The 15,700-nt window shown below is 74.8% G+C and carries 17 protein-coding genes; 7 read left to right on the top strand and 10 right to left on the bottom strand.

What is annotated here, in order from left to right:
- Together BI06_RS37865 and BI06_RS37860 are read left to right on the top strand one after the other, a co-directional pair.
- Positions 1-806, top strand: an 806-nt coding sequence (locus BI06_RS37865; protein ID WP_149030623.1) for an MMPL family transporter, incomplete at its 5' end; no start/stop codon positions are given.
- A 74-nt stretch (positions 807-880) separates the two neighbouring features.
- A complete protein-coding gene (locus tag BI06_RS37860) occupies positions 881-1,399 on the top strand; it encodes a MarR family winged helix-turn-helix transcriptional regulator (protein WP_030393131.1) in 519 nt (172 codons plus the stop codon).
- A 49-nt stretch (positions 1,400-1,448) separates the two neighbouring features.
- Here BI06_RS37860 and BI06_RS37855 read toward each other — a convergent pair whose 3' ends face one another.
- The gene (locus tag BI06_RS37855) at positions 1,449-2,981 is read right to left on the bottom strand and encodes an SDR family oxidoreductase (RefSeq protein ID WP_051742805.1); all 1,533 of its coding nucleotides are present in this window, start codon (positions 2,979-2,981) and stop codon (positions 1,449-1,451) included.
- A 477-nt stretch (positions 2,982-3,458) separates the two neighbouring features.
- On the opposite strand from BI06_RS37855, the gene BI06_RS37850 reads away from it, so the two are divergent.
- The 3 genes from BI06_RS37850 to BI06_RS37840 all read left to right on the top strand — a co-directional run bounded on the left by BI06_RS37850 (position 3,459) and on the right by BI06_RS37840 (position 5,784).
- Positions 3,459-4,322 carry a CBS domain-containing protein gene (locus tag BI06_RS37850; RefSeq protein WP_063795112.1) on the top strand — a complete coding sequence of 288 codons (864 nt, stop codon included), beginning with the start codon at positions 3,459-3,461 and terminating at the stop codon, positions 4,320-4,322.
- Between the two features lie 160 nt (positions 4,323-4,482).
- A complete protein-coding gene (locus BI06_RS37845; protein WP_030393128.1) occupies positions 4,483-5,169 on the top strand; it encodes a family 16 glycosylhydrolase in 687 nt (228 codons plus the stop codon).
- 123 nt (positions 5,170-5,292) lie between these two features.
- Positions 5,293-5,784, top strand: coding sequence for a hypothetical protein (locus tag BI06_RS37840; protein WP_043475869.1), 492 nt, complete (start codon positions 5,293-5,295; stop codon positions 5,782-5,784).
- Positions 5,785-5,859: 75 nt separating this feature from the next.
- Here the strand turns inward: BI06_RS37840 and BI06_RS37835 are convergent, their stop codons facing one another.
- On the bottom strand, positions 5,860-6,225 hold the full coding sequence (locus BI06_RS37835; protein WP_030393126.1) for a hypothetical protein: 366 nt from the start codon (positions 6,223-6,225) through the stop codon (positions 5,860-5,862).
- A gap of 268 nt (positions 6,226-6,493) precedes the next feature.
- On the opposite strand from BI06_RS37835, the gene BI06_RS37830 reads away from it, so the two are divergent.
- The gene (locus BI06_RS37830; RefSeq protein ID WP_051742745.1) at positions 6,494-6,907 is read left to right on the top strand and encodes a hypothetical protein; all 414 of its coding nucleotides are present in this window, start codon (positions 6,494-6,496) and stop codon (positions 6,905-6,907) included.
- 85 nt (positions 6,908-6,992) lie between these two features.
- Here the strand turns inward: BI06_RS37830 and BI06_RS37825 are convergent, their stop codons facing one another.
- On the bottom strand, positions 6,993-7,403 hold the full coding sequence (locus BI06_RS37825; protein ID WP_030393124.1) for an organic hydroperoxide resistance protein: 411 nt from the start codon (positions 7,401-7,403) through the stop codon (positions 6,993-6,995).
- A 135-nt stretch (positions 7,404-7,538) separates the two neighbouring features.
- Here BI06_RS37825 and BI06_RS37820 point away from each other — a divergent pair, with 135 nt between their 5' ends.
- Positions 7,539-8,021, top strand: coding sequence for a MarR family winged helix-turn-helix transcriptional regulator (locus BI06_RS37820; RefSeq protein ID WP_043475867.1), 483 nt, complete (start codon positions 7,539-7,541; stop codon positions 8,019-8,021).
- 134 nt (positions 8,022-8,155) lie between these two features.
- Here BI06_RS37820 and BI06_RS37815 read toward each other — a convergent pair whose 3' ends face one another.
- The 7 genes from BI06_RS37815 to BI06_RS37785 all read right to left on the bottom strand — a co-directional run bounded on the left by BI06_RS37815 (position 8,156) and on the right by BI06_RS37785 (position 15,289).
- Positions 8,156-8,539 carry a VOC family protein gene (locus tag BI06_RS37815; RefSeq protein ID WP_043475865.1) on the bottom strand — a complete coding sequence of 128 codons (384 nt, stop codon included), beginning with the start codon at positions 8,537-8,539 and terminating at the stop codon, positions 8,156-8,158.
- 101 nt (positions 8,540-8,640) lie between these two features.
- The gene (locus BI06_RS37810) at positions 8,641-9,600 is read right to left on the bottom strand and encodes an STM4011 family radical SAM protein (RefSeq protein WP_233290453.1); all 960 of its coding nucleotides are present in this window, start codon (positions 9,598-9,600) and stop codon (positions 8,641-8,643) included.
- The gene (locus tag BI06_RS37805) at positions 9,597-10,997 is read right to left on the bottom strand and encodes an STM4012 family radical SAM protein (RefSeq protein WP_030393120.1); all 1,401 of its coding nucleotides are present in this window, start codon (positions 10,995-10,997) and stop codon (positions 9,597-9,599) included. Before BI06_RS37805 ends, BI06_RS37810 begins: the two co-directional genes overlap by 4 nt.
- A complete protein-coding gene (locus BI06_RS37800) occupies positions 10,994-11,914 on the bottom strand; it encodes an STM4013/SEN3800 family hydrolase (protein ID WP_199523427.1) in 921 nt (306 codons plus the stop codon). Before BI06_RS37800 ends, BI06_RS37805 begins: the two co-directional genes overlap by 4 nt.
- Before the next feature lie 89 nt (positions 11,915-12,003).
- Positions 12,004-13,242, bottom strand: a complete 1,239-nt coding sequence (locus BI06_RS37795) for an STM4014 family protein (protein ID WP_199523418.1) — start codon at positions 13,240-13,242, stop codon at positions 12,004-12,006.
- Between the two features lie 10 nt (positions 13,243-13,252).
- Entirely contained in the window at positions 13,253-14,200 is a 948-nt protein-coding gene (locus tag BI06_RS37790; protein ID WP_369826365.1) for an STM4015 family protein, read from the bottom strand.
- A 135-nt stretch (positions 14,201-14,335) separates the two neighbouring features.
- Positions 14,336-15,289, bottom strand: a complete 954-nt coding sequence (locus BI06_RS37785; RefSeq protein WP_030393116.1) for an STM4015 family protein — start codon at positions 15,287-15,289, stop codon at positions 14,336-14,338.
- Between the last annotated feature and the right edge of the window lie 411 nt (positions 15,290-15,700).

Below are 15,700 nucleotides of genomic sequence, written 5' to 3'. Positions count from 1 at the left end.
GGCAGGGCGGCGCGTCCGGTGCCGCGCCGGGTGCCGCGCCGCTGGTCGTGGACGGCCGGGTGCGGCTGGAGGCCACACTCACCGACCCGGCCGACAGCGACGCGGCCATCGCCACCGTCCTCCGGCTGCGGGACGCGGTGCACGCCGTGCCCGACGCGCGGGCACTGGTCGGCGGCTACACCGCCCAGCAGGAGGACACCCGGACCACCGCCGCCCACGACCGGCGCCTGATCACCCCGGTGGTGCTGCTCTGCGTGCTGGCCGTGCTGGTCCTGCTGCTGCGCTCCCTGGTGGCGCCGCTGGTGCTGGCCGCCACCGTCGCGCTCTCCTACCTCGCCACGCTCGGGGTCAGCGCGGTGGTGTTCCCGCACGTGTTCGGCTTCTCCGCGGTGGACCCCTCGGTGCCGCTGTACGGGTACGTGTTCCTGGTCGCGCTCGGGGTGGACTACAACATCTTCCTGATGACCAGGGTCCGCGAGGAGTCGCTGCGCGTCGGCACCCGCGAGGGGGTGCTGCGCGGGCTCACCGCCACCGGCGGGGTGATCACCTCGGCGGGTGTGGTGCTGGCCGCGACCTTCGCCGCGCTCGGGGTGATCCCGCTGGCCTTCCTCGCCCAGATCGCCTTCATCGTGGCGTTCGGGGTGCTGCTGGACACCCTGCTGGTCCGTTCGCTGCTGGTGCCCGCGCTGGTGCGGGACCTCGGCGACCGGGTCTGGTGGCCGGCCGGGCCCGGCCGGAGGGGTCTTCGGCCGGGGTCGGTGTCGGCTGCGGAATCGGCCGAGGTCGGGTCGGGCACCGGGGGGTGATCCGCGGGGCGGCGGCGCGGCGCCGTTAGGCTGAACGGGTTGGATCGACGCCGTACGCGACCGGAGAACACACCTTGTCCGAGCAGGGGGAGCAGCAGGAACAGCAGGAGCCCGACCAGGGGCAGGTACCGCCCGGCGGACCGGCGCTCGGACGGCTGCTCCAGGACCTCGCCTCCGAGATGCACCTGCTCGGCCACGGCTTCGCCGGCGCCAGCGGCCTGCACACGACGGACGTCCAGGCGCTGCTGGCGGTCATGCGCGCGGCCCCGGAGCCCGGCGGGTCCGGCAGCGGCGGGATCACGCCCGGACGGCTGGGCGAGGAGCTGGGCCTCTCCTCGGGCGCCGTCACCGCCGTGCTGGACCGGCTGGAGCGGGCCGGGCACATCCGCCGCGGCCGGGACGCCGCCGACCGGCGCCTGGTCCTGGTGCACTACCTGCCGGGCGCCGGCCGGATGGCGGCGGAGTGGTTCGCGCCGGTGGCCCGGCGGACCGAGACGGTGCGCGCCGAGTTCACCCCGGCGGAAATCGCCGCGGTGGCGCGCTTCCTCGGCCGGATCACCGGGGAACTGGCCGACCTGCGCCGGGAGCGCTGACCGACGGCCGGCCGCTGGCCGGTGGGCCGTGAGCCGTGCGGTCGGCCGCTCAGGGCGTGCCGTCCCCGGGGCCTTCCCCGGCACTTCCCCCGGCACTTCCCCCGGTACCTCCCTCGCCGCCGCGCGCGGCCTCCTCGGTGATCCGGCGGGCCATCCCGCCGAACACGACGGCGTGGAAGGGCGCCACCGCCCACCAGTAGGCGTGCCCGGCCAGCCCGCGCGGGTGGAACAGCGCCCGCTGCCGGTACCGGGCGCCGCCCCGGCCGTCCGGGGTGACGGTCAGCTCCAGCCAGGCCGGGCCGGGCAGCCGCATCTCGGCGCGCAGCCGCAGCAGCCGTCCGGGCTGCAGCTCCTCCACCCGCCAGAAGTCGAGCGACTCGCCGACCCTCAGTCGCGCCGGGTCCCGCCGCCCGCGCCGCAGGCCGACCCCGCCGAGCAGCCGGTCCACCCACCCCCGCACCGCCCAGCCGAGCGGGAAGGAGTACCAGCCGTTGTCGCCGCCGATCGCCTCCACCACCCGCCACAGCGCGGCCGGGTCGACGTCCACCCGGAGCTCCCGGACGTCCTGGTAGAGGCTGCCGCCGGCCCAGTCCGGGTCGGTGGGCAGCGGGTCGCTGGGGGTGCCGGGCAGCGAGGCGGAGGACCACCGGGTGGCGACGTCCGCGTCCCTGATCCGCCGCAGTGCCAGCCGGACGGCGTCGTCGAAGCCGACGGCGCCGCCCGGCGGCTCGGGCAGGAAGCGGTCGAGGTCGTGCTCGGAGCGGACCACCTCGTACCGCAGCGACTCCACCAGCGGCCGGGCGATCGACCCGGGCACGGGGGTGACCAGGCCGACCCAGAGGCTGGAGAGCCGGGGCGTGAGGACCGGCACGGCGAGGATCAGCCGGCGCGGCAGTCCCGCCACCGCCGCGTACCGCTCCATCATCCGGCGGTAGGTCAGCACCTCGGGGCCGCCGATGTCGAAGGCGCGGTCGAGCTCGGGCGGCAGCGTCGCGGCCCCGACCAGCAGCCGCAGCACGTCGCGGACGGCGATCGGCTGGATCCGGGTGTCCACCCAGCGCGGGGTCACCATCACCGGCAGCCGTTCGGTGAGGTGGCGCAGCATCTCGAAGGACGCCGAGCCGGAGCCGATGATCACCGCGGCCCGCAGTTCCGCGGTCGGCACGCCGCTCGCCCGCAGCACCCGGCCGACCTCGACCCGCGAGCGCAGGTGCGGGGAGAGCCGCCCGGCCGGGACTCCGGCGGGGGCGAGGCCGCCCAGGTAGACGATCCGGCGTACCCCGGCCGACGCCGCCGCCCGCCCGAACGCCCCGGCGGCGGCCCGGTCGGTGGCCTCGAAGTCCGGGCCGGTGCCGAGCGAGTGCACCAGGTAGTAGGCGACGTCGACGTCCGTGAAGGCGTCGGTGAGGCTCTCGGGGCGGGTGACGTCCCCGGTGACCACTTCGACCCGGCTCCGCCAGGGGTGGTCCCGCAGCCGGTCCGGGGCGCGGACCAGGCACCGCACGGTGTGGCCGGCGTCGAGCAGGACCGGGACCAGCCGTCCGCCGATGTAGCCGGTGGCCCCGGTGACCAGGCAGCGCAGCGGTCCGCCGGGGGGTGGGTCGTTCGGCCGGTCGGTCTGCCGGTCGTCGGGTCCGTCGTCGGGCCGGTCGGTGGGCCGGTCGTCGGGTCCGTCGTCGGGCTGGTCGGTGGGCCGGTCGTCGGGGCTGGCGGCGTGGGTCACGGTGGCTCCCGGGGTCGGCGGTGGGCGGTCCGGCCGGAAGGCGTACCCGCGCCGCAGGTGTCCTGCGCACCCCGATCGGCCGGTCCGGCCCGTCCGGCCCAGCGGGTCGTGGGCGCGCGCCGGGCCGGGGCACCCGCGCGGTGCGGCGCCGGGCCCGGTAAACGCGGTGTTCGGGCCAGGGGCCGTTGGTCCCCGCGATTCAGCCCCTTGGCCCCTGGCGGATCGGCCGGTCGGGGGAGATGCTCCTCGTACAGCCGACCGGACGACCGAGGTCCGGCCGGACGGTGCTCGCGGACGAGGTGAACCGGCGTGCGGCATGCCACCGTCGAATCAGTGATGACCAGTCCCGTGGTCCGGGTGATGCCCGAGACCGGCTTCCGGGAGATCGTCGCGCTACTGGCCGAGTACGACATCACCGGAGTGCCGGTGGTGGACGACGACGGCCGGCCGCTCGGCATCGTCTCGGAGGCGGACCTGCTGCTCACCCTGGCGGCACAGGAGGACCAGGGCAGTCTGATCCCACCGCCCGGCGCGGTCAGGCCCGGTCCGGACGGCTCCGTCACCGCCGCCGATCTGATGAGCGGACCGGTGGTCTGCATCACCCCGTCGACCAGCGTCGTCGCGGCGGCCCGGTTGATGGGCCGGCACGGTGTGAAGCGGCTGCCGGTGCTGGACGAGGACGGCCGGGTCTTCGCCATGGTGAGCCGGGGGGACCTGCTCCGGGTCTTCCTGCGCGAGGACCGGGTGATCCGCCGGGAGATCGTCGAGGAGGTGCTCGGCCGGGTCGAGGGCGTGAGCCCGGCCCTGGTCGGCGTCGAGGTCGACCAGGGGCGGGTGGTGCTCAGCGGCACGGTGCCGGAGCCACACCTCGTGCCGATCGTGCTGAACCTCTGCCGCTCGGTGGACGGCGTGGTGTCGGTGACCGACCGGCTGAGCGCCGACACCTTCGGCGGCCTGGGCCCGGAGGGCGACTCCCCGGGCGGCGCGGACGGCGCGGGCGGCGGAGCCGGTTCGGGTTCTGCCGGTTCTGCGGGTTCCGCCGGTGCCGCCGGTTCCGCCGGTGCCGCCGGTTCCGCCGGGGGCGTCGAGGGCCCCGGGAGCCCCGGGCGAGGCGCTGGAGGGCGAGGGGCCGACGGCCGGGCCGGGGGCGCGCGCAACGGCAGCGCGCGCGGGAGCGACGCGCCTGCGCCGGTCCGCTGACCCTGTACGCCCGCGCTCGCCGCCCCTCGCCACTCCGTTCGATCGGGAATCGGCTGGATCCGGAGCGTCCGCTTCGAATATTGCGGTGCGTACAGGGAATATCACCCTGCGTGTGCGGCGGTAGCGGGCCGCCGCGCCGCCGGTGACCGGGGAGGCAGCCGTGGCCGTCGTGTTCGACGCGGACTTCACATCGACCAGCCAGTGGATCGCGGGGCGCAGCAGCGCCTATCCCCGGATGGGGCCGACCAACCGGGGGGACCACAAACTCGACTTCCTCAGCCGCGCGTACTGCCCCGGCGGGATCTTCACCGCCGTCCGGCGCCACGGCGGCGAGCTCTGGACGTGCAATCTGCTGACCACCGAGGGCAGCCCCGAGGGCTTCCAGGTCCGCACCGGGGACGTGCTGAGCGCGCGGATCACCCTGCCCCGCGAACTCGGCGCCTGGCCGGCCATCTGGACCTGGCGGGACGGCGGCAACGAGATCGACGTCTTCGAGTACCACCCCGACAACCCGGACCTGCTGGAGATCTCCAACCACGTCCGGGGCGGCTACCGCTACTGGCACGGCGCCGAGGCCGGCATAGCCCCCGGCGTGACCTTCGACCTGCGGACGGTCTTCGGTGCCCATTCGGTCGACTGGTTCGTCGACGGCACCCTGATCCACGCCGACCGGCGCGGAGTGGGCGCGGACTGGCACGCCTACCTGATCGTCAATCTGTCCGTCGCGGACGGCGCCTACCACGACCGGCCGCCGATCTTCGGGTCCGACCTGCTCAGCTGGACGTGCCACAGCCTGCGGATCGAACGGGGCGCTCCGGACGCGCCGGTCGTCCCGGGCGGTGCGTGATCCCGGACCTGTCGCGCACGTCGGTGCACCACGTCCGACCGGCCCGGCGACGATGCGCGGAGGGCCTTCCGAGAGCGTCCCGGACCGGCCACCATGGAGGTCCGTCGACGATCCGGGGTGGGGATGAGCGAGGCCGAGGATGCTGCGTACCGGCAGCCGGAGGAGGTCGGACCCGTCCCGTGGCTCGTGCTGGCCTGCATGGTCGGCGTCATCCTGGCCTACGCCGTGCTGGCGAACTTCACCGACGAGCTGCGGGCGACGCTCTGGGGCGAGCCGGGGACGGTGACCGGAGTCACCTGCTGGACCCACGACATCGGGGCGGGCCAGGGAACCTCGACGTCCTGCTCCGGTGTCTTCACCGCTGACAGCGGCGGTCCGGCCTTCGATGTCCGCGTCGAGGGGGATGCCCGCTCGCAAACGGCCCGGGCGCGGCTGGCGGACGGTTCGTCCGGAACGGCGTACGTCTCACCGACGGTGCTGGTGGGGGTGCTCCCGGTGGGGCTCTCCCTCGTCCTGGTCGGTGTCCCGGCGGCGGGGACGGTGATGTACGTGCGCCACGCCCGCCGGCAGCGCGCCGGGGGCCGCCCGCGAGGACGGGGCCCGGCGCGGCGTTGAGGCGGTGTCCGACGGCCCGCGGCGATGTGGCGCGGCCGCTGTGCCCCCGTCGCGCGATCGGCTCGGGAGCCGGGTCTACGGCGGGAACATCGCCGTCACCAGGCCGCGCGGTCCGGAGCGCTGGAACCAGACCGTGCGGCGGCGCGGGCCGATGTACGCGGGGTGGGTCACGTAGAGGTCGTCGCGCGGCGCGGTCTCGTTGCCGGGCAGGAGGGCGGCGTCCACCGCGTCGGCGGCGATGGCGCGGAGCAGGGCGTGGGCCGTGGCCGCCGCGGCGTCGGGGGAGATGGCCAGTGCGGTGAGTTCGTACCAGAGCGCCGTCGAGACGTAGCCGATGGTGGAGTGGCCCAGTGCCGGGTGCGGGCGGTGATCCGCGTAGCGGAGCAGTACCCCGGCCGCGACGAGGCGCTCGCGGTCGTCGGCCGACGGGTGGTGGTTCATGGGGCGAACGCTACCCGGCCGGGTGCGGGACGGTCCGGCCTCGGGTGCGTCCGGAGGCTTTCCCGGTCCGGCGGCCTCCCGGCGGCGTATGCTCGGCCGCCCTCCTGCGCTCTCCCGCCTCCCGTGCGCCCCACGGGTCGGTGGGGCGGCATCTCCTCACGCCACTCCGACGCGCGGGGGCGCACGATGGTGGTGAGGCGCCGAGCGCCCCGGGGCGGGCCGTCGGTCAAGGCGGCCGCTCACCGACCGGGGTGGTGAGGAGGTCGTGATGAGGCACTGGAACGGCCATGGCTACGGTCATGGCGTCGGGCCCTGGGGTCTGGGCCTGTTCGCGCTGGGACTGCTGCTGGCCGTGGTGGCGCTGGTGGTCGTCGCGGTGCTCCTGACCCGGAGATCGCGGGTCGCCGGTCCGCCGCCGCCCAAGGGCATGTGGGGCGGGGCTCCGGGTGGCCCCGGTGGTCCGGGTGGTCCGTCGGGTGGAGTGCTGCCGGCCTGGCCGGCGGCCGAGCAGGTGCTGGCGGAGCGGTTCGCGCGCGGTGAGATCGACGCGGGGGAGTACCGGCACCGCCTGGACGTCCTGCGGGGGAGCGGTGGATCACCGGGGGCCGGTCCGCCGGCCGCGCCGTCGGCTCCGCCGCCACCCCCGGGTCCGCCGGATGTTCCCCCGCCGTCGTCCGGCTGATCGGGCTGACGCGAGGGTGCCCCGCCGCGCGGTCGCGCGGCGGGGCACCCTCGGTGTTCGGGGCCGGTGACGGCTCGGCCGGTGACTACTCGACGACGAGCTCGACCGGGATGTTGCCGCGGGTGGCGCGGGAGTACGGGCACACCTCGTGGGCCTTCTTCACCAGGAGCTGACCGGTCTCGCCCGCGAGCGCCTCGGGCAGCTCGACCCGCAGGACCACCGCGAGGCCGAAGCCCTCGGCGTCCTTGCCGATGGACACCTCGGCGGTCACCGAGATCTCGCCGGTGTCCACCTTGGCCTGCCGACCGACCAGGCCCAGCGCGCTGGCGAAGCAGGCGGCGTAGCCGGCGGCGAACAGCTGCTCCGGGTTGGTGCCCTGACCGCTGCCGCCGAGGCCGGGCGGCATCGCCAGCGCGAGGTCCAGCTGACCGTCGGAGCTGACGGTGCGGCCCTCCCGGCCGTTGGCGGTGGCGACTGCGGTGTAGAGCGCGTCCATGGGTCTGTTCCCTTTCGTCCTGCGTACGAAGTGGTGGTCCGGCGGCCCGTTCGGACCGCCTTCCGAGAACAAGTAGAGCACACCATTCAATTGTGCACAACTGAATGGTGTGCATGTCGTCGCTACCATGGACCCATGACCGTGCTGCCCGACCTTCCCGACGATGCCGACCTGCTCCTCCTGGACCGACAGATCTGCTTCTCGCTGAACGCGGCTTCCCGCGCCTTCGGCGGTGTCTACCGGGTGTTGCTCAAGGATCTTGGCCTGACTTATCCGCAGTACCTGGTGATGCTCGTGCTCTGGGAACACGGCGAACTGCCGGTGAAACGGATCGGCGAACACCTTCGACTGGACTCGGGGACCCTCTCCCCGTTGCTCAAGCGGTTGGAGGCGGCCGGTCTGGTGCATCGCAAGCGCAGCCCGGAGGACGAGCGCTCGGTCACCGTCAGCCTCACCGGCGAGGGCTCCGCGATGCGCGAGCGCGCCGGGCAGGTGCCGCGCCGACTCCTGGTCGCGACCGGACTCCCGGTCGAACAGCTCGCCACCCTGAGGGTGCTGCTGGACCAGGTCACCGAGGCCCTCGACACCGCCGTTCCGGGCCTAGCCGCCGAGGGCTGACACCCGCCGCGGCATCCGCTCCCTCGTTCCCCGGCCGGGCACCGCGTCGTGCGGTGCCCGGCCGGGGGCGTGTGTTCACCGGCGTCCGGACTGCTCCGGTGCGGTCCGGAGCGGGCGGGCCCCGGTGAACCGGGTCAGCCGGCGGTGCGCTGGTGCAGGCAGAGGACGTTTCCCTCGCAGTCCTTGAACCAGGCCGCGCGCATGCCCTCGTCCTCGACGACGCCGTCGACCGTCTTCAGGCCGGGCATGTCGTAGTCCTCGAACACGACGCCCTTGCCGCGCAGCCCGGCCATCTCCGCGTTCAGGTCGGATACCTCGAAACTGGCCAGGGTGTGAGCGGCCTGGCCGCCGCTGGGTGTCTCGTAGATGCCGAACTCGGTGCCGCCGCACACGAAGGTCAGCTCGCCGTGCGGGCCGGCGTCCTTGAGTTCGAGGCCGAGGGTGTCGGTGTAGTAAGCCTTCGCCCGGGCCACGTCGGCGGCGGGAATCATCGCCACCAAGGGTGCGTCTCCAAGCATGCTGATCGCCTCCTCCTCCCTCCAGCGTAGGTACCCGCACCGCGCCCCGGCCAGGCGGGAGCCGGGCCGGGGCGCGGGTACCCCGCAGCGTGCCTGCGGGGTCACGGGGCGTGGGGGACACCGGTGCGGGGGATCCGCTCCAGCACACCGCCCGCGAAGACCTCGTACAGCGGCAGCGTCTCCAGGTGCACATAACCGATGTGGCAGTCGCAGACCGGCAGCGGGCAGGCCCGCGGGCCGAGCCGGGCCCGGTAGGACCCGTCGTAGAGGTTGCCCAGCTCCTCGGGCACGAAGTGACAGCGGCGGACGGTGCCGTCGCCGTCCACCGAGACCACGGACTCGCCGGTGCGGCAGGCCCGGCCGGCGCTGGGGTGGGCGTGCCGGCTGTACCCGAAGTGCGGATCGAGGGCCGTCCAGTCGGCCGCCTCGGCGTCGGTGTAGGTGCGGCCCTCGGCGGCGTTGATCCACAGGTAGACCGCCGGGGACAGCTCGGCGCGCAGCCGCCGGGCCGCCGCGAGGTGCTCCGGCTGCCCCACCACGCCGACGCTGTACCGCACACCGAGCGCGTCCAGCTCGCGGCACTTGGCGAGGAAGCGCCCGTGCTCGACCTGGCCGGGATGGTAGGTGACCCAGAGCGCGAGGGTGTCGAGGTCCGCCTCGGCCAGCCAGCCGGTGCGACAGCTGAGGTTGCTCTGGATCGCGACCCGCCGTACGTGCGGCAACCGGCTCAGCTCGACCATGGCCCGCCGGTACCAGGACCGCACCAGCCCCTCGCCCCACGGGGTGAACAGCACCGAGAGGGTGTCCCCGGATCCGCCGCGTCCGGCCACCCAGCCGGTGAAGCGCTCCAACGCGGCCCGGTCGGCCCGGAGTTGCCCGGGCGTGTCGCGCCGCTTGGCGAACGGGCAGTACGGACAGTCGTAGTCGCAGGAGGCCAGCGGGCCCCGGTAGAGCAGAGCGAGGTCGAGCGGCCCGGACGCCGGGGCCGGGGCGGGCCCCGGGGACGGGGTGTGTGTCGGGGCCGGGGCGGGCCCGGGCGCGGGCATACCGAGGAAGGTCATTTCGCCTCGTACTCCGCCATCAACGCGCGGACCTCGGGGGAGAACAGCATCGGGCCGACCGCGTCCGAGTGCGCCAGACCCTCGGGCGAGAGCCTGAGCCGCTCGGCGGGATCGGTGCGATCCGCAGGACCGGTGGCCACGCCCAGGGAGTCCTCCGCCAGCCAGCCGCGTGCGGCGAAGGCCTCGAACTCGGCCGGGAAGTCCTCGACCGGGGTGCTCCCGAAGCGGTCCCGGTAGTCGGCGAGCGCCAGCCCCTCCGCCTGGAGCAGCGACTGCACGAGGTGCCGGCGCCGCGCCTCCGGCGGCGTCATCGCCCGGCCGACCACCGCGCGGTCGAACGCCGGGGTCGCCACGTAGTCGTCGATGATGCGGCGCACCTCCGTCGCGTCCACCGCGTAGTCGAAGGAGTAGTGCAGACGGGAGGTGTAGGAGCGGGCGCCGCAGCCGAGGCCGACCATGCCGTCGGTCTGGCAGGCGTACTCGCTCACCCCGGCCTGCGGCGCGGCCGCCCGGCGGAACATCCGCATCGACACCTGCTCGTAGCCGTGGGCGAGCAGGTGGTCGCGGCCGGCCCGGTAGAGCGCGAGCCGCCGGGTGTCCCACTCGGCGGGACTCTCCGCCTCCCCGCGCCGGGCCAGCCCGGTCAACGGCCGGACGTACAGCGGGTACAGGTACAGCTCCTCGGGCCGCCAGGCGAGTGCGGCGTCCAGCGACCGGAGCCAGCTCGCCTCCGTCTGGCCGTCGATGCCGTAGATGAGGTCGATGTTGAGGACCGGGAACCCGGCGTCCCGGATCCGGCCCAGCGCGGCCTCCACCTCGGCGCGCTTCTGCGGTCGGACGGCGGAGCGGGCCTCCGCGTCGACGAAGGACTGCACCCCCAGGCTCAGCCGCGTGGTGCCGCGCTCCGCCAGCACAGCGAGGCGGTCGGCGGTGGCCGTGGCGGGCGAGGCCTCGACCGAGAGCGGGATCGCCCGCAGGTCGGCGCCCATCCGGTGCTCGGCGATGTCGCAGAGCCGCTCCAGCTCGGCGGCGCTCAGATACGTCGGGGTGCCGCCGCCGAACGCGGCCAGCGCGAACCCGGCCCCCTCGTCCAGTGCCGCGCGGACGGCGCCCGCCTGCCGGTCGAGCGCGTCCAGGTACGCGGTGGTCAGCCCGTCCGGGCCGCCGATCCGGGTGAACAGGTTGCAGAAGCCGCAGCGCACCTCGCAGAACGGGATGTGCAGGTAGAGCGAGAGCGCGTGCTGCGACTCGCCCGCCCACAGCTCGCGCAGCGGCGGACGGTCCGGCAGGTCGCGGTACGCCGTCTTGTGCGGGTAGGCGTACACGTACGACTGGTACGGGGAGGAGCCCGCGGACCCGTCGGGGAGGACGGCCGGCGCGGCGGGGGCGGTGGTCATACGGTCTCCTCGACGGTCGGGGCGGCTGCGGCGGACGAGGCGGGCACGGAGGACAAGGTGGGCACGGAGGACGGGGCGGGTGCGGAGGACGGGGCGGGCACCGCGGGCGCGGTCGTCGCGGGCAGCGTGAAGTGGGCGTACGGGACCGTCCAGACCACCTCGTGGCCGATCCGGTGGCCGGTGTAGCCGTCCTCCCCGTAGGCCGTGCCGTGGTCCGAGCAGACGATGGCAAAGCACGGCCGTCGCGCGCTCATCGCCGCGAACAGTCGGCCGATGTGGGCGTCCACGTACTCCAGCGCGGCGGCGTGGCTCTCCCTGCTGTCGCCGTGCTCGCGCGTCGCACCGGGCAGGTGGAACCAGTTCGGCTGGTGCAGCGCCGGGACATTGACGAACAGGAACAGCGGCTGCCCGGCGGGCTGCTCGGCCGCCACCCGCTCGGCCCGATCGACCTGCGCCTCGAAGGAGGTCGGCGAGGGGACGCCCATCTCCGGCGCCCAGTGGCTCTCCTGGAACAGGCCCGGCAGCACCGAGCCCAGCGGGCCCTGCTTGTTGAAGAAGCCGACGCCGCCGATGCAGACCGTCCGGTAGCCGGCCGAGGCGAGCGCGCCCGGCAGGTCGGGGGCGTCGAACACCCAGGTGCGCGGCGCGGTGCTCTCCGACCCGGCGAACCGGGCGGCGAACAGCCGCGGGTGCGGCCCGCCGGGCGAGGCCGGGGTCGGCAGGAAGCCGGCCAGGATCGCCTGGTGGGCGGCGTAGGTGAAACTGCCGGGGGAGTGCCGCCGCTCCCAGCGCCCGCCGGGAAGGCGGGCGGCCAGGTTCGGGATCCGCCCGGCGGCGGCCAGCTCCTCGGCGACGTCGAAGCGCAGGGTGTCCAGGGTGACCAGCAACAGGTCGTGGCTGCCCACCACGGCGTTCATGTCGGGATCGGCGGGACCAGGGGAGGGGGAGGTGCCCGGGTCGGCGGTCGGGTCGATGGTGGGGGCGGTGGCGGCGGTGCGGTGGCTCATCAGGGCTTTTCCGTACGTGGATGGTTCGGGTGCGTCGGGTGCGTCGGGCGTGTCGGGTGCGTCGCCGGGTCCGTCGCCCCGGGCGGTGCGGCTGCCGCGAGCGGGGCGGCGCCGAGCGCGGCGAGCTGGGCGGCGTAGGTGTCGAGGCCCTCCGCCGGCCCGCCCGGCAGGCCGGTGAGTCGGGGCAGCAGGTCCCCGAAGGCGTTGACCTCGCCGACCACCGTGCGCCGCCAGGCGGCGGTCGGCAGCACGTCGACGCCGACCGTCAGCGAGCCGGGGAAGCAGGCGGCCGCCCGCTCCGCCGTCTCCAGGAGGTCCGGCCAGGCCGGTCCGGCGGCCTCCCGGGCCAGCTCCAGGCTGCCCCGGGCACCGCCGAGGTGGAGGTTGGTCATCGGCCGGTCGCTGGTGCGGACCACCGCATGGGTCGCCCGCCCGGCGACGACCACGACCCGCAGGTCCGCCGAGCGGCCCGACTGGGAGGCCTTCGGCACCCACTGCTCGACGTGCAGGCCGTCCGGGGCGAGCCGGTCGACCAGCTCCGCCACCTGGCGTTCCTCCTGGTAGCGGCGGACCCGCAGCGAGTTGTGCATCCGGCCGTCGGCGAGCTCCACCGAGGTGGTGGCCCGCAACTGGCCGCGCGGACCGAACTCCAACGCCACCACGCCCGAGGCGGACGAGCCGTGGGACGGTTTGACGAAGACCCGGCGCAGCCCGGCGGCGTCCAACCGCGCCTTGAGGTCGTCCCAGCCGGCGACGGCGCCGCCCTCCAGGGCGCGCGGCACCGGGACCCCGGCCGCCGCCAGCAGGGCGTGCGTCCGCCGTTTGTCGAACATCACGGCGATCTCCTCCGGATCACCGAGCAGCACGACCCCCGGGGTCGCCGCCAGCGTGCGCAGCGCGGCCGTCACCCCGGCGTACCAGGCCGCGCCGCCCTCGACCCGGGTCGCCGCGTAGTCCGCGCCGAGCACCGGGCCGCGCAGCAGCGCGTCCACGGCTTCGTCCTCGCCCGGGGACTCGATCCGCAGCACGGCGCCCGGGGGGACCCGGTGGGTACCGCGCAGCAGATCGATCCAGGGCAGGACGGCGGGCTCGGGGAGCCCGGCGGCCCGGGCGGCGGCCGCGAACAGCGTCACCCGGCGGTGGCCGGGATTGCCGAGCACGGTCAGCCGCCCGTCCGGCGGGAGCCGGTGGCCCACCCGGGCCGGAGCGGGGCCGAAGGCCCGCGGGGTCGTCAGCATCGGTCCGCGCCTACTCGGAGACCTCGACGTAGCGCCATTCGTCCTCGTCCTCCTCCTCGGCGTCGGAGAGGTCGACGTCCACGCCCGGCAGGGCCTCCCGGATCCGCTCCTGCATGGCCTCGCTGAGGTAGTGGTGGTGCAGGTCGAGGCTCTTGAGGTGGGTGAGCGGCTGGCCGTCCAGCAGCGCGGTGGCGCCCTCGTCGCTCAGCACGCCCATGGACAGGCTCAGCGTGCTCAGCTGCGCCACCACGGAGGCGTGCGCGACGGCGGCGGCGATCTCGTCCTGGAACTCGCTGTTCTGCAGGCCGAGGTGGCGCAGCGCCGGCAGCCGGGTGCCGGCCAGCAGCGGTGCGACGTCGTCGATCGTCGCGTCGCCGCCGTACTCGTCGACGCCGAACCACAGCTCCAGGCTCTCCAGGGCGGGCAGCTCGCTCGCGGTGACCCCCCGGACCACCCGGCCCGGCAGCCCGCCGGTCTCGAACCGCAGATGGGTCAGCCGCTCGTGCCGGAAGGGCTCGAGCCGCAGCCCGTTGCCGCCGCGCACCACGAGGTCGGTCAGCCGGGGGAACGCCTTCAGGGCCGGGGTGACGTCGGACATCTCCAGCCAGGAGATCTCGCAGTCCTCGGACGAGACGTCGCCGATGAACAGGCCCTCCAGGGCCGGGAACCGGTCGGCGTCGGCGACGATCCTGGAGAGCGCCTCGGACACCGGGGTGTAGTCCTGGATCCACCAGGGGCCGAGGACCAGCCCGCGGACGGCGGCCGGGTCGACGGCCTCCAGGAAGGCGGACCAGAGGGCCTCGAAGCCGCCCTCCGAGCCGTACGCCACGGCGAGCCGCCAGGCGACGGTGCCCGGCTCCGGGAGTTCGATCCGGTCGCCCCGGTTGCTCCGGCGGGGCTTGTCGACCGAGAAGTCGACGACCGGCAGGTGCAGGAAGCGGTCGGTGGTGCTGGTGATGATCACGGGTGCCCCCTGGGCGGCGATTTCGGTGACTTCTGCGACTGCGGCGGGTGCGGTGAGTGCGGCAGGTGCGGGAACGGTCGGGCGGGGTGCCCGGGGCGGCCACCGGAAGGCAGGCCCCGGGCGGGCGGGCTACTCGGCCACCGCCACGTACTGCCACCGGTCGTCGGGCTTGCCGCCCTCGGAGAGGTCGAGTTCGACCCCCGGCAGGGCCTCCCGCAGCCGCTGCTGCATGCCCTGGCTGAGGTAGTGGTGGTGCAGGTCGAGGCGCTTGAGATGGGTCAGCGGCTGGCCGTCGAGCAGTGCCGTCGCACCCTCGTCGGTGAACGCGCCCATCGACAGGTTCAGCGACTCCAGCCGGGCCACCACGGGGGCGTGCGCGAGGGCGGCGGCGATCTCGTCCTGGAACACGCTGTTCTGCAGGCCGAGGTGGCGCAGCGCGGGGAACCGGCCGCCGTCCAGGAACGGCTCCAGATCGGCCGTGCTGGTCGTGCCGCCGTACGCGTCCACACCGAGCCAGAACTCCAGCCGCTCCAGCGCGGGCAGCTCGCTCGCCGCGACCGCCCGCGGCACCTCCCCGGTGAGGCCGCCCGACTCGAAGCGCAGCGCCCGCAGGTGCTCGTGCCGCAGCGGCTGGAGCGCCAAGCCCCCGTCCTCCGCGTACTCGCCGGAGGCACCGCGCGCCACCAGCTCGGTGAGCAGCGGGAAGGTCGTCAGCACCGGTGTCACGTCGACCATCTGGATCCAGGAGATCTCGTTCTCCTCGTACGTGATGTCGCCGAGGAACAGCCCGCGCAGCGCGGGCAGCCGGTCGGCCGCCTCCAGGAGGGCGGCCATCGGTCCGGCGAAGCTCATCGGGCCGTCGTGCGACCACTCGCCGACCACCACGGCCGTCACCGAGGCGGAGTCCACCCGGTCGAGGAACTGCCCCCACCGGGCGGTCCAGTCCTGCTCGGAGTCGATCTCGACGCCGATCTTCCAGGCGACCGCTCCTGCTTCCGGAAGCTCGTCGCCCGCGTCGACGGCCGTGACGAAGTCGAAGACCGGCAGGCCGTGGAAGTCCTCGATGTGCTTGTTGACCGTCATGCGCTGCTCCTGGGGCGTCGGTGCGGGCCGAACAACTGTCTACCAGTCCGGACCGACAATCCCCCGGCCGGGTCGCCTCCGGGCCCGCCCCCGGACTGCCTCCGGGCCGTCCCCGGGAGGTGGTGGACCGCGGGCGGCCGGTGGGCGGTGCACGGCCGACTGACACGGCATCTCTCCAGAAGCCTCACAGGCAGGCATGGCACCCCCGCCGTCGCCGTGCCTAGGCTCCGCATGTGCACGACGACGTGCGCGGCCGGCGGCGAAGGACGGCGACCGGTGTGAGCCTGCCGTCCGGCAGCACGGGGAAGATCCTATGAACTACTGCGCGCCCTGCCGCCGTCATCTGAACGGCGCTCTGGCCTGTCCCGGCTGCGGGGCGCCCGCGACCGGCCCGGACCACCCGTCGCCGCC

Origin of the sequence: Kitasatospora sp. MBT66 (genome assembly GCF_000710405.2) — a bacterium.
Taxonomy (GTDB): Bacteria; Actinomycetota; Actinomycetes; order Streptomycetales; family Streptomycetaceae; genus Kitasatospora; species Kitasatospora purpeofusca.
The sequence above is the reverse complement of the archived record's forward strand: the minus strand, read 5'-3'. Positions and strand labels throughout refer to the sequence as shown.